We start from the raw sequence: 12519 nt of genomic DNA, 5'->3' as shown, positions 1-12519 counted from the left end.
TCTGCAGGGTTCCCCCCCCCCCCCCCCCCCCCCCCCCCCCTCCACACCCCCCCCCCCCCCCCCCCCCCCCCCCCCCCCCCCCCCCCCCCCCCCCCCCCGCGCGCACCGTCGTCCCGTACCTCCACGTCGACGCCGTCCGGACCGTACGTCAGCCGTACGTGGGCCCGCGCGCCGACGGCATGCTTGCGGGCGTTGGTCAGGGCCTCCTGGACGATCCGGAACACCGTCAGGCCGACGGTGGGCGGCAGCGGGCGGGCCGTCCCCCGCACGGTGAACTCGGTGGGCGTGCCGGCCAGCCGGGACTCGGTGATGATCCGGCCGAGGTCGTCGGTCCCGGGCTGCGGCGCCGGTGGGACGTGCTCCGGTTCCTCCCCGGCCCGCAGGACGTCGAGGAGTTGCCGCATCTCCCGCAGCGCCATCCGCCCGGAGTCCTCCAGGGTGACCAGTGCCTCGCGGGCCGCCCCCGGGTCGTGCGCCAGGTTGGCCCGGGCGCCGCCGGCCATCAGCTGCATGGTGGTGATGTGGTGCGCGACGATGTCGTGCAACTCGCGCGCGATCCTGCGGCGTTCCTCGGCCACCGCCCGGTCGGCCAGCAGGGTGCGTTTGGCCTCGGCCTCCTCCTGCCAGCGCCGCACCACCAGTCCGGTGCCGACGACGAGCACCACCGCGACCGTGTTGCCCAGCAGGCCCGTCAGGACGGACGAGTCTCCGTAGCCCCCGCTGATCATCGTGAGCGGCACGGTCGCGACGGCGGCCGCCGCGGTGACCGCCAGGCTGCGCAGGCGGGTCACGGTGTACAGGGCGACCATGTAGGCGGCGGAGAAGTGCGGGCCCTGCGGCGTGGTCAGGTTCAGCGCCGCGCCGAGGACGAGGACGGCGCAGAGCACGGTCACCGGCCTGGCCCGGCGGGCCAGCAGACACGGCGCGGCCAGGACCACGAGGACGAGCGCCGGCACCGTGAGGGGCCGGCCGTCGTCCGCGGCGCCGAGCGAATAGCCGATCAGGTCGTTCACGGCGGCCCCGATGGCCACGAGCGCATCGTTGCGGGTCCAGTCGAAGGCGGCCCCGCGCCCCTTGGCCCGGCCGGTCCCGTCGACGTCCCCCGCGGTGCCCGCCCCGCCCCCGCCCGCTTCCTCGGCCCGGCCCTCACTGCGTATCGGCATGTCCGCCGGTCCCCCCTGTCACCGGCCCGCCGGATCCGGACCGGGGCGCCGCCGTTCGCGTACGGGATCCATTCTCGCAGCGGAGGAAGAGGCGGCCCTGGCCCGGAGGGCGGAGGCCGGACCAGGACTCCGGTCCTGGTCCGCGTGGTTCGCCGGACCCCGGTCCCGGGTGCGGGTTCCTCCCAGGCCACGACGTTTCGCGGCTGCGGCGCTGATGAGCTGGACGACGTCCGGGAACCCCCGGTCGATCGAGTTACGGAGGACCTGTGATCCGCGCCCTGACCGGTTTCGCCACCCGAAGTCCCTGGAAGGTCATCGCCCTCTGGGCGGTGCTGGGCATCGCCATGACCATCCTCGGCCAGGCGTTCGTCTTCCGCGCCACACAGCCCAGTACGGGCGAGTTCCTGCCCGCGACCTACGACTCGGCGGCCGCACTGAAGGTCGCCGAGGAGCACTTCGGGGTCAGGCCCGACGCCAACCCCCTCACCGTGCTCGTGGCCCGGGCGGACGGCGCGAAGCTGTCGGAGGCCGACGAACGGCGGATCGACGCCGAGGCCGCGCAGCTGGCCCGGCGCGAGGTGGCGATGCCCAGGACGAAGGACACGCCACCCTTCACCCAGGACCATGCGCAGATCCCCCGGCTCAGTCCGGCGATGACGGCCCCGGACCGGAGCTTCCGGCTGCTGTCGGTCGAACTGACCGGCAATCCCATGGATCCCGGGATGCAGGACCTGTACCGGGCCTTCCGCGACCACGCCCGGGCCGAGTTCGCCGAGGCCGGTATGCGGACCGGGTTCACGGCCGGGCTCGCGAACAGCGTGGACACCGCCGATGCGGAGAAGACCCGCGCGAAGGTCGTCGGAATCGCCATGCTCGGGGTGATCGTGCTGCTGCACGTCCTGGTGTTCCGCAGCGTCCTGGCGGCACTGTTGCCGCTGCTCGTGGTGTCCGTGATCGGCGGCGCGGCCTCCGGTGTGGTGGTCGGCGCGTCGCTGCTCACCGGCATTCAACTCGACGCTTCCACGCCGCAGTTGATCAGCGTGGTGCTGGTCGGGATCGGGATCGACTACTTCCTCTTCCTGCTGTTCCGCTTCCGTGAGCAGCTGCGCGACCGGCCCGAGCAGACGGGCCGGGCCGCTGCCGCCGAGGTCGCCGGCCGGGTGGGTACGGCGGTCACCTCCGCGGCGCTGACGATCGTCGCCGCGTTCTCCACCCTGGGGGTCGCGACCTTCGGTCAGTTCCGGGTGCTCGGCCCGGCGATCGCCGTGTCCGTACTGGTGATGCTGCTGGGCAGCCTCACCCTGATGCCGGCGCTGCTGGCCGTCACCGGGCGGAAGATGTTCTGGCCCTCGCGCGCCCTGAGCCGTAAGCCCCGCGAAGGGATGGCGGGCAGGACGGGCCGCCGGGTGACGACGCGTCCGGTGACCATGGTGCTCGCCTCGCTGGCACTGCTCGGCGCCCTGGCGGCGGGCCTGGCCGGGATGCGTACGGACTACGGGACGGGCGGCGCGGGCGACGCGGGTACGGCGGCGGCGCGGACTGCGGCCGAGATCTCGCGCGCCCTGCCGGCCGGTGTCTCGGACCCCACCACCGTTTTCGTCACCGCCTCGGGCGGCGGCAGGCTCGACACCGCCGCACTGGGCGGACTGTCCGAGGCGCTCGCGGCGGTCGACGGCGTCGGCCAGGTCGCCCCGGCCGTACCCAGCGAGAACGGCAGGGCGGCGCGGATCGATCTGTTCCTGACCGCCGATCCGCAGGGGCAGCAGGCCCGCGACCTGGTGTCCGGACCGGTCCGGGACGCGGTGGCCGCGCACCGGCCCGACGGCACCGAGGCGCATGTGGGCGGCACGGCCGCGATCTTCGCCGACATCTCGTCCGCCGTCTCCGGCGACCTGCAGGTGGTCTTCCCGGTGGCCGCGGGCCTGATCTCGCTGATCCTGCTCCTGCTGCTGCGCAGTCTGCTCGCGCCGCTGGTCCTGATGATCTCCGTCGGACTGGGCTTCGCGGCGACCCTCGGCGCCTCGGCGCTCGTCTCCCAGAGCCTCCTGGACCGGCCGGGGGTGAACTTCATGCTGCCGCTGGTGCTGTTCCTGTTCGTGGTCGCGCTGGGCACTGACTACAACATCCTGATCAGCGACCGGATTCGCGAGGAGATGGAGAAGCCCGGCCCGGCCCGGGCGGCCGTGGCCCGGGCGGTACGGCACACCGCTCCGGCCATCGCGACGGCGGGCCTGGTCCTGGCCGCCTCGTTCGGGAGCCTGGCCGTCAACCCGAATCCGGGCACCCAGGAGATCGGCTTCGCGACGGCGCTCGGGATCATCCTGTCGGCGTTCGTCCTGTCGGTCGTGCTGGTTCCGGCGCTGGCCGCGCTGCTGGGCCGGTCGATCTGGTGGCCGGTACGGCCGCGGCAGACCGGTCACACCGCCCGGCACACGGCGGAGAACGGGCATGCGCGGCGTGCCGACGACACGGAGCGGCCCGTGCCGGTGGGCTGACCGGGCGTCGAGTCCGCGAGGGCGCCGGCGCACGCGGAAGGACCGTGCAGGCCCTTCCGCGCGCCGTCCGGCCCTCGGCCCGCTCGGGCGGGTCTGCTGCCGGTGGCGGTTTCACAGGGACCTACGATGTCCGCCATGTCCGGTCTGGTTGCCGCTCCGTACGTGTCCTCCCCTGGCAGGCGGCTACGGTCCGCCGCACGGCTGGCCCTCTGCGCGGCCGTGTCCTGGTACCTCTGCCTGTGGTGGGGCACGAGCACGGCGCCGGTACCCGCCGCCCTCCCCGCGGTGCTGATCCTGCGCGAGGACGTCTACGCCTGGCCGCGCCTGGGGTGGGAGCGCCTCGCCGGGGTGGTCGTGGGCGTGGTGCTGAGCACGGTCGTGCTGCACTGGGTGCCGGACCCGTCGTGGTCCTTCCCGCTCGTGCTCGTCTCAGGCTGCGCCGGAATGTACCTCATGGGGCGGCCGGGTTCGCCCAACCAGCAGGTGCTGATCACGGCGCTCATGGTCTACGCAACCGCGGTTCCCGGGTATCCGCTGGCGCGGCTCGAGGAGAGCCTCGTCGGCATCGCCGTGGTCGTCCTGCTCGGGCCGCTGCTGTGGCCTCCCGACCCGTACCGGTCGGCCGCTACGGGACTGGACGGCTACCGCACCGAGGTGGGGGAGCTGCTGCGCGGGATCGCCGGCGGGCTGGAGCGGGGCGTGGCGGCCGTGGGACCGGCTGCGCTGCCGGACCGGGCACGGCTGTGGCTGGGCCCGCAGGCCTGCCGGGACGCGTTCGACCGGGCGGCGGCCGGGCGGCCCCTGGTGCGCCGCCGGCCCGGCCGGCCGCCCGAGGGGCTCGACGGACGCGTGGTGCTCGCTGCCCGGACCGCGCTGACCCTCCAGTACTTCACCCAGGAGCTGTACGAACGGGCGCGCGGCGACAGCCCCGGCGCGCCTGCGGACCCGGGTGCGGACGGTACGTCCGACCCCGCCTTGCGGGCCCTCGAACCACTCGTCCGGGTCACGGCCGGCGCCCTGGACGCCGCGCTGCTCGGCGCGGACTTCGCCGAACCCCTCGACCGGGCCCGCGCACTCGACCTCGCCCACCGCACGGCCCACCCCGGCCGGCACGACGCGGTGCTGCGGGCCGGGCTCCACCTGACCCACGAGGCCCTCGCCGACCATCTGCGGGGCCGCGGAGCCCCGGGCCGTGGCCGCCGGGAGCCGGACGGCGGCCCAGGCCGGTCCGACCGGCCACCGCCGACACCGGGGTAACCCTCGGGGGCCGCCGTGGGTGTCGATGCAGTGCGCTGTGCACACCGCGGGTGTGCACAGCGCGGGTGTGAGCAGCGCGTTCGTCGTCGCGGCCGCGTTCGCCCGGTGGGTGGGGTGTGGAGCGGTGCGCCATCCGGGTGCGGTTAAGGTTTCCGACCGTGCCCCCTCTCGAGATATCCGACCTGATCACCGTCACGGACCCGGCAAGCGGAGCGCGTCTGCCGGTCCGCCGGGCCGAGGTGGTCCGCCGGCTGCGCGAGGCGGGTGATCCGCGCGCGGCCCGCATCGTCGCCGCGCTGTCGGCCGACCGCGACGACGTACTCGACCCGCACGCCGTGGACCGCCTGATGATCGGCGTGCACACCGAGCTGCAGCGGCTCAGCGAGGAGCTGCGCATCGGCGAGCGCCTCGTCCACGTACTCCGCCCGCTCTTCGCCGCGCTCCGCGCGACCGCCGGGCAGGGCAGGCCCGCGGAGCCGCTGCGCCTGGTCGACATCGGCTCCGGCCTCGGCTACCTCGTCCGCTGGCTGGCGGCCACCGGCGCCCTCGGCCCGGGCGTTGAACTCGTCGGCGTCGACCTCGACGCGGCGCTGGTCGGCGAGGCCGAACGGCTGGCCCGCGCGGAGGAACTCGACTGCCGATTCGTCCACGGCAACGCCTTCGACCTGCCGGAAGCCGCCACCGTCTACGTCTCCACCGGCGTCCTGCACCACTTCCGCGGCCCCGCCCTCGCGGAGTTCTTCCGCGCCCAGGCCGCCTCGCCCGCCCTCGCCTTCTGCCATTTCGACATCGCCGCCACCCGGCTCGCCCCCATCGGCGCCTGGGTCTTCCACCGGGCCCGGATGCGCCACCCCCTCGGCCGCCACGACGGAGTCGCCTCCGCCCTGCGCGCCCACACCGACGAGACGCTGCTGAGCGCCGCGGCCGCCCCGGGCATCCGGCCCCTGCTGTACGAGCCCCGAGGCCTGGCCAACCCCTTCTGCACCACCCTGCGCCCCGTCCTCGGCATCCGACCCCACCTGGAGACCCCGCTGCGCCAGGCCATGGGCCGCGCCTCCCGGCGCCTGGTGGGTCCCGAGCAACTCGCCGGGACAGTACGGTGAACCCGGCCGTCCCGGCGCTGGCGCTGGTCGTACTCGGCCTGGTCGACGCGGCGTTCAGCGGCTTCCGGGCGTACGCCGGGCGCGATGCCCGGATCCGCAAGCACCGTGCCGTCGCCCGGGCGGCGCTGCGGGGCCTGGCCGTCGGCGCCGTCACGCTGCTCGCTCCCGCGCTCACCGCAGGCTGCGTACTGCTGGCCGCCGACGACCGGTCCCACACGTACGCCGTCCTCGCCGACGGCGCGATCGGCTACCTCGTGCCGCTCGCGCTCTACGCCGCCGCGGTCCTGCTCTCGCTCGCGGCCTACTTCGTTCTGCCGTTCCGGGCCAGCACCCTCGCCGTGGTGGTCGGCCTGGGCCCGCTGACCCTCCTGCGGCCGGTCGTCGTGGGCATCGCCTGCCTCGGCGCGTTCGCGGGCGGCGGAGCCGGCTCCCTGCTGGTCGGCGCGGTCGCGGGCCTCGCCGTCCTGTGCGTCGAACCCTTCGTACACCGCCGCTGGTACGCCGAGGCACTCACGGCCGACCGGAGCCTGCGCACCGGGGCCTGACGGCGGACGGCCGTTGCCCCACCACGCTCGGGACCCGGCGGCGCGTCGGGCCCTCCGCCGGCCGGGGACGCGTCGGAGTCTGCCCGTGCCGTGCCGACCGCGCGGACACTGCCGACGGCAGATTCCTCAGATCTCCGCCCAGGCCCGCAGCAGATCCTCCCGCACGTGTGCCTTGGGCGTGCCCTCCGAGCCGTGGTCGCGACCCCATGCCTCCAGGGTTCGCGGGTTCGCGGTCCCGGTCACGAACCGCGCGAGCAGCTCCTGGGAGAGCGCGTCCTCCTGAGCGCCGTAGCCCCCTGCCGCCGCCGAGTACACCCTGAGCTCCTCCTCCCCGTATTCGGTCTGCAGCCGCAGCGTCATGCCCGGTGGCTCCTCGCCGCCGCTGATGGACGAGAGCAACGACTCCAAGATCCCCGACAGACGGCCCGAAGGCCCCTGCCGAGGCACGTCCTCGACGACTGCGGAACGCAGCCCTTCCCACGCCCACGACCGGGAACGGTCGGGATCCACGGCCTCCAGCCCGTGGGCAGTCAGCCGGACACAGCTCCCGTCGGCGGCCGGCGGGGAACCCACGTACGCCGCGTCCGGAGTGATCCAGAAAAGTCCGACCATCGCCACAACCGACTCCCACTCTCGTCTCTTCGGATGCCGGGCCCCCTCTCCACACCCGTATCAAAGACGCGCCCCCAGCGGCATGGACACGCCGAGCGCCGCAAAGCGAACCCAGCAACTACCCACGCCCCCATTGGACCGGCGGAAGCGGCGGCGGGGGCGGACCGAGCGGTCGGGGTGGTGCCGTGGGCGGGACCGGCGGCCGGTGCGGCAGCAGTTCGATCGGCTCGCGCAGGCGCAGCACGGCGGGGAGATCGAGCCGCCCGTCGCGCGAGGCGACCACGACGTCCCGTACCGCGAGCTTGGCCTCCACTGCGCACTGCCCGCTGCGGACGGCGACGAGCAGGCCGTCGCGGACGACCCCGACGAGTCCGCTGATCCGGAAGAACACGGTGAGCTTCACGGGGACGGTGGCGGCCTGGGCACCGTCCACGAGGAGGTCCACCGACGGGTGGTGCGCGGAGCTGATGGTGTGGGTGGCCAGGGCCACGACTTCCTCGCTGCCGGGGGAGCGGCGCGTGCGCCGCGCCGCCTCCCTGAGGGCCTCGTACTTGGACCAGCCCGAAGCCACCAGGGAGACGAGGTCGAGGTTCAGGAAGCCGTTGACGACCGTGGCCAGCTCGCGGCCCACGGCCCGGTCGGCCGCGGTGGACAGTCCGCGGACGCCCGGGAGGAGGCCCGTCACCGCACCGTGGGCCTGGAGGGAGTCGGCGAGCGCTTCGGGGGCCTGGCCCTCGGGGCCGAGCAGCAGGGCCCGGACGGTGAGGGGCTCGACGACGGGAGCCGTGGTCATGGGTCCTCCTCCTTCAGCGTCTGCTCACCCGGATCCGGGTGCGGTTCCAGCCGTACGGAGCGGGTCGGCGGGCCGGTCTCGGAGGGCTCGGCCACGTCGGTCGCCGCGGGGGTGGGGCGCAGCCGGGAGCTGACGTGCTCGTGGACCCAGCGCGGCCCGCGGTGGCGGTGGCTGAGGAACGCGGATCCCGCGAGGGCCAGCAGGGCCACGCCGAGCAGGCTCGAACCGATGACCAGGCCGACGGGGACCTGGCTGGAGGTGGGGCCGGGGGCCGGGGTCGGGATCGGCGTGGGCGGAGTCGGATCCGGAGGCGTCGGTTCCGGAGGCGTCGGACCCGGAGGTGTCGGGGTGGGCGGGACCGGACCGCCGCCGGTCACCGCGAAGGCCGCCTCGGCGCCCACACCGGGATCATCCGTGCACTCGGCCCGTACGGTGTACGAGGCCTCGCCCGTATCGGGCGTCACGTCGAACGGGGTGGCGAAGGTTCCGTCCTCGGCGGGGGCCACCGTGTCCCACTGTTCGCCCTCCCATGACAGGGCCACCTCCGGGCAGTTGAATCCCGAACCGGATATGGTCACGGACCCGCCGCCGAGCTGCATCGAGGGGGGATCGAGCGTCACCTCCGGCTGCGGCCCGGGCACGGCGGTCACCGTGAACTGCTGCTCGGCGGAGACCTGCTCGTACCCGACGCAGATCGCGGTGACCGTGTGATCCGTGGCGTCCGCGTCGGACGGAACGGCGAACCCCACCGTGAACGCGCCGCCGTCCGTGACCTCCGTCGGCGTGACGTCCGGGAGCGGGCTGCCGTCCCACGCCAGTGTGACCGTACCGGCCTCGCCGCCGCCCGAGCTACAGCCGTCGAACCCGGAGCCGGTCACGGTGACCGGCGTCCGTACCGGCCCCTCGGCCGGGTCCAGGGCCAGGGCTGTCGGCCCGGTCTCGGCCGTGACCTGGAAGTCGGCGGTCGCCCTGACCTTCGAGTTGACCGTGCAGAGCGCGGTGACCGGGTAACTGCGCGGAGTCGCATCGGTCGGAACCGTGACCTCGGTCTCGAACTTGCCCTCGGCGTCGGCCGTCACCGTGCCTTCGCGCCAGGTGACACGGATCTTGCCGGCCTCGGCAGGGCGCGGCTCGGGCGCGAGGCCGGCCCTCGTGCAGGCGCCGAACCCGTAGCCGTAGACCGTCACCCTGGTCCCCGGTGGGCCCTGGGACGGATCGAGCGTGATGGACCTCGCTGCCGCGGCCTGGACCGGCGGGGTGGCAGCAGGAGCAGCAACGGGCACGCCCCACGCGAACACCGCGCTCAGAAACACCGCGGCCAGCGAGCGGCCGACCCACAAGGCAAAGGGAAGCATGACCCTCCGTGAGCTGCTCCCCATTCTCCTCCGTGTCCCGCCGACCCGCCTCCGAGGTGTGCCGGTTCGGCCACGACGAGCTCAGCGCCGGTGGCCGACCGCCGCCAGGGCGTCCTTGACCTCCTGCGCCACGCGGGCCGCGTCGTCGGGGTTGTTCACCACATCGGTGTGGTTCATGTCGACGACGAGGACCTCGCTGGCCGAGTAGTACTTGTGCACCCAGTCGTCGTAGCCGGACCACAGCGTCCGGTAGTACTCGACGAGGCTCTCGTCCTGTTCGAAATTGCGGCCCCGCAGCCCGATGCGGTGCAGCACCGTCTCGAAGTCCGCCTTGAGGTAGACCATGAGGTCGGGTGCCTTGCGGTACGGCAGGCCGTCGATTTCGCGCATCATCTCGCCCAGCAGCCCCTCGTACACCTGCATCTCGAGGGAGCTGATCCGGCCCAGGTCGTGGTTGACCTTGGCGAAGTACCAGTCCTCGTAGATGGACCGGTCGAGGACGTTGTCGCCCTGCTTGTACGCGTCCTTGATCGAGGCGAACCGTGTCTGCAGGAAGTACAGCTGGAGCAGGAAGGGGTAGCGCTTGGCCTGGATCTCCTCGGGGCTCGCCGTGTAGAAGAGCGGGAGGATCGGATTGTCTTCCACGCTCTCGTAGAAGACTTCGCTGCCCAGCTCCTTGGCGAGCAGTTCGGCGACACTCGTCTTGCCGATGCCGATCATGCCTCCGACGCAGATCACTGGCATACCTCACTTCTCCCTGGCGGTCTTCTGTTCGTGGGCGGTGGGCCGGGCGCCCCACACCACTGAGACGCACGTGACACGCACGCCGGTGGTCACGCGATTCCCGGAACCTTCATGATCAGCGTCATGCGGTGGCCCCCGTCCGGACCAGGGCTCTGGCACAGGCCGCCCCCCTCGACCGGCTGACCTGCCGTTCCGCAGTCGCCGCGCACAGCGACGAGCCGCAGCCCCGCGGCCGCCTTGAATCTTAAATGACGATCCACCCCATGCAGGCCAGAGCGTCGGCACCCGCCTGACCAGCGGTGGGGGCCCGCGCGCTGCCCGGCCGGAGGCGCCTGAGAGAGCCGAGCCGGCGGTGCCGTCGGTCGGGGGAGAGCCCTGGCCGCCTGACGCGTCAGACTCCGGCCGCGGGGGCTGGGCCGTGGGGTGCTGGAACGCGGCGTCGATGTCCAACCGGGCGGGCCCTGGCGTCTGTTGGTCGGGGCGGTCCCCGGAAACGGTCGGTACTGGTCCCCCCGAGAACTGCCCACAGCACGGAGTGCAGCGGGTTCCACTCCGCGGATTCACGGAATCCGGATCGCCGGGTGTGAGACCGCAGACGAGGGGCAGGCGCGCTGTTGCGAGAGGGAGATCCAACCACCATGGAGGCCATTTCATGACCGAGAACGTGTGGGGCTATCGCGAGACCTCGGGCCGTCTGCAGGGCGTCGACCTGACAGGATTCAAGGTCGAGGCCGTCGACGGTGGTATCGGCAAGGTGGACAAGCACTCCGACGAGGCCGGCTCCGCGTACATCGTGGTGGACACCGGTCCGTGGATCTTCGGCAAGGAGGTACTCCTCCCGGCCGGCACCGTATCCCGCGTCGACGTGGACGACGAGAAGATCTACGTAGACCGGACGAAGGAACAGATCAAGAACGCCCCCGAGTTCTACCGCGACAAGCACCTGCAGGACGAGCGCTACCGCGCGGAGATCGGTACGTACTACGACATCGGCGGGCCGTTCGGCGGCCCGTTCGGCGGCCGCCCGGTCTGACCGGGGGAGCCGTTGTGGGGACGGCACCGTCCGAGACGCAAGGAGCATGCACAGTGACCGGACACGAGAAGCACAAGCCGACGACCCCGCCCTCGAAGGCGCCGGGGGAGAGCGGCGACCGCGAAGCCCGCAAGGAGGCCGAAGAGGCACTCATGCCGGGCGGTCACGACCGCGAGGCAGGAGACGCGCTGACACCGAGTGCCGAAGCCCAACGCCGGGCGGGCGAACGGGCCCGCTCCGGGGACTGACCCCGGCAGCAGCAGGCCCATGCAGGGCGGCTCCTCGACGCTCAGGCCTCGGGGAGCCGCGTCGGGCTGCGCAGTGACGGAAGGAGGAGGCGTGCGATGAAGGCATCGAAAGTCGCTTACAAGCCGATCGCGTTGGCTCTCGGAACCGGCGCCGGCCTGCTGGCCGGGGCGGTGTTCAAACAGGTCTGGAAACTCGCCGGGCACGAGGACGACGCCCCGAACGCCACGGACGAGGAACGGCAGTGGCGCGAGATACTGATCGCCGCCGCAATCCAGGGCGCGATCTTCGCCCTGGTCAAAGCAGCCGTCCAGCGGTCCGGGGCCGTTGCCGTACGGCGCCTGTCGGGCACCTGGCCGGCCTGAACCGCCGAAGCCGCTGCTCGGCCTCACGGCCGAGGCGGGCCTTGACCATGCCGTCGTCCGTCGTCCGTCGTCCGACGCCTGGAACATGGCGTACGCATCATCGACCCGGGCCGTAGGGGCGGACTGCGCCGCATCGGGGTGGATCTCGGCGAGGCCGACCTGATCGTCGGCACCCCGGCCGGTGCAATTGCGGGGGCCCTGTTGACCACCGGTCAGGACTTCGACCGGCTCGCCACCCCGGCGCGCCACGGGCGGTGGTCCATGGACGGTGCCCCGGGTCCAGGCGCGGGGCCACGAGCCACCGCCACAACCACCGCACACTATCGGCCAGTACGACGCGTGGGGCGCATGGGACGCCCGGCCGGGGGCACTCGAGGCGCAGGCGGCGTTCCGGCCCCGTGAAGGCGACATGCGAAGGAGCGAGATCGTGCTGATGGCTCATCCTGCCGTGCTGGCGTGTCTGGTGGAGGAGTACGAGATGGTGTCGCAGCTCCCGGCCGGAGGCCGTCAGGAACCGCCGCGGCAGCGGCTGGAGGACGTGGTCTACACGCTGTGCGTGTCGACCGGGACGCGCGACATCGACGCCGCGCTGGCCGCGGCCCGGGAACGGATGAGCGCCGCCTGGCCTACTGACGCGGAGGGTACGGAAGCGGCGGCCTGAGGCCGACTCGACTCGTACGGCGCTGACACCGGAGCTGGCGCCGGTCCCGGGGGGGGGGGGGGGGGGGGGGGGGGGGGGGGGGGGGGGGGGGGGGGGAAAGGGGGGGGGGGGGGGGGGGGGGGGGGGGGGGGGGGAGCCACCCAACAA

The 12519-nt window shown here is 73.3% G+C and carries 13 protein-coding genes; 8 read left to right on the top strand and 5 right to left on the bottom strand.

Translation table 11 applies throughout. From position 1 onward, the window contains the following. Nucleotides 1-1163, bottom strand: a 1163-nt coding sequence (locus ACZ49B_RS20255) for a sensor histidine kinase (RefSeq protein ID WP_468307646.1), incomplete at its 3' end; no start/stop codon positions are given. Nucleotides 1164-1429: 266 nt separating this feature from the next. Here ACZ49B_RS20255 and ACZ49B_RS20250 point away from each other — a divergent pair. The 4 genes from ACZ49B_RS20250 to ACZ49B_RS20235 all read left to right on the top strand — a co-directional run bounded on the left by ACZ49B_RS20250 (nucleotide 1430) and on the right by ACZ49B_RS20235 (nucleotide 6563). Then, the gene (locus tag ACZ49B_RS20250) at nucleotides 1430-3658 is read left to right on the top strand and encodes an MMPL family transporter (protein WP_468307642.1); all 2229 of its coding nucleotides are present in this window, start codon (nucleotides 1430-1432) and stop codon (nucleotides 3656-3658) included. A gap of 135 nt (nucleotides 3659-3793) precedes the next feature. Continuing rightward, on the top strand, nucleotides 3794-4915 hold the full coding sequence (locus tag ACZ49B_RS20245; RefSeq protein ID WP_468307639.1) for an FUSC family protein: 1122 nt from the start codon (nucleotides 3794-3796) through the stop codon (nucleotides 4913-4915). A 158-nt stretch (nucleotides 4916-5073) separates the two neighbouring features. Beyond that, entirely contained in the window at nucleotides 5074-6018 is a 945-nt protein-coding gene (locus ACZ49B_RS20240; protein ID WP_468307636.1) for a class I SAM-dependent methyltransferase, read from the top strand. Further along, nucleotides 6015-6563 (top strand): hypothetical protein, encoded by a 549-nt coding sequence (locus ACZ49B_RS20235; RefSeq protein ID WP_468307633.1) that lies wholly within the window; start codon nucleotides 6015-6017, stop codon nucleotides 6561-6563. The genes ACZ49B_RS20240 and ACZ49B_RS20235 overlap by 4 nt, the downstream gene beginning before the upstream one ends. Before the next feature lie 126 nt (nucleotides 6564-6689). On the opposite strand, the gene ACZ49B_RS20230 is transcribed toward ACZ49B_RS20235, so the two are convergent. The 4 genes from ACZ49B_RS20230 to ACZ49B_RS20215 form a co-directional block, all read right to left on the bottom strand. Then, the gene (locus tag ACZ49B_RS20230) at nucleotides 6690-6923 is read right to left on the bottom strand and encodes a hypothetical protein (RefSeq protein WP_468307631.1); all 234 of its coding nucleotides are present in this window, start codon (nucleotides 6921-6923) and stop codon (nucleotides 6690-6692) included. Between the two features lie 370 nt (nucleotides 6924-7293). After that, nucleotides 7294-7968, bottom strand: coding sequence for a hypothetical protein (locus tag ACZ49B_RS20225; RefSeq protein WP_468307628.1), 675 nt, complete (start codon nucleotides 7966-7968; stop codon nucleotides 7294-7296). Continuing rightward, on the bottom strand, nucleotides 7965-9323 hold the full coding sequence (locus tag ACZ49B_RS20220) for a hypothetical protein (protein ID WP_468307625.1): 1359 nt from the start codon (nucleotides 9321-9323) through the stop codon (nucleotides 7965-7967). The genes ACZ49B_RS20225 and ACZ49B_RS20220 overlap by 4 nt, the downstream gene beginning before the upstream one ends. Before the next feature lie 81 nt (nucleotides 9324-9404). Then, a complete protein-coding gene (locus ACZ49B_RS20215) occupies nucleotides 9405-10067 on the bottom strand; it encodes a deoxynucleoside kinase (protein WP_468307623.1) in 663 nt (220 codons plus the stop codon). Between the two features lie 652 nt (nucleotides 10068-10719). Between ACZ49B_RS20215 and ACZ49B_RS20210 the strand changes: the two genes are divergently transcribed. The 4 genes from ACZ49B_RS20210 (at nucleotide 10720) to ACZ49B_RS20195 (ending at nucleotide 12372) form a co-directional block, all read left to right on the top strand. After that, the gene (locus tag ACZ49B_RS20210) at nucleotides 10720-11100 is read left to right on the top strand and encodes a PRC-barrel domain-containing protein (RefSeq protein WP_468307621.1); all 381 of its coding nucleotides are present in this window, start codon (nucleotides 10720-10722) and stop codon (nucleotides 11098-11100) included. Nucleotides 11101-11153: 53 nt separating this feature from the next. After that, nucleotides 11154-11348 carry a hypothetical protein gene (locus ACZ49B_RS20205; RefSeq protein WP_468307618.1) on the top strand — a complete coding sequence of 65 codons (195 nt, stop codon included), beginning with the start codon at nucleotides 11154-11156 and terminating at the stop codon, nucleotides 11346-11348. Nucleotides 11349-11444: 96 nt separating this feature from the next. After that, entirely contained in the window at nucleotides 11445-11711 is a 267-nt protein-coding gene (locus tag ACZ49B_RS20200; protein WP_468307616.1) for a DUF4235 domain-containing protein, read from the top strand. Nucleotides 11712-12138: 427 nt separating this feature from the next. Beyond that, complete coding sequence (locus ACZ49B_RS20195; protein ID WP_468307613.1) at nucleotides 12139-12372, top strand: DUF5133 domain-containing protein; 234 nt, start codon at nucleotides 12139-12141, stop codon at nucleotides 12370-12372. Nucleotides 12373-12519: the final 147 nt, after the last annotated feature.

The organism is Streptomyces sp. NPDC031132, assembly GCF_055570595.1.
The sequence above is the reverse complement of the archived record's forward strand: the minus strand, read 5'-3'. Positions and strand labels throughout refer to the sequence as shown.

Excerpts from the sequence above, each read along its gene's own strand:
- ACZ49B_RS20230 (WP_468307631.1), bottom strand. The coding sequence starts at position 6,923 with ATGACGCTGCGGCTGCAGACCGAATACGGGGAGGAGGAGCTCAGGGTG.
- ACZ49B_RS20220 (WP_468307625.1), bottom strand. The coding sequence starts at position 9,323 with ATGCTTCCCTTTGCCTTGTGGGTCGGCCGCTCGCTGGCCGCGGTGTTT.
- ACZ49B_RS20225 (WP_468307628.1), bottom strand. The coding sequence starts at position 7,968 with ATGACCACGGCTCCCGTCGTCGAGCCCCTCACCGTCCGGGCCCTGCTG.
- ACZ49B_RS20200 (WP_468307616.1), top strand. The coding sequence starts at position 11,445 with ATGAAGGCATCGAAAGTCGCTTACAAGCCGATCGCGTTGGCTCTCGGA.
- ACZ49B_RS20210 (WP_468307621.1), top strand. The coding sequence starts at position 10,720 with ATGACCGAGAACGTGTGGGGCTATCGCGAGACCTCGGGCCGTCTGCAG.
- ACZ49B_RS20215 (WP_468307623.1), bottom strand. The coding sequence starts at position 10,067 with ATGCCAGTGATCTGCGTCGGAGGCATGATCGGCATCGGCAAGACGAGT.
- ACZ49B_RS20245 (WP_468307639.1), top strand. The coding sequence starts at position 3,794 with ATGTCCGGTCTGGTTGCCGCTCCGTACGTGTCCTCCCCTGGCAGGCGG.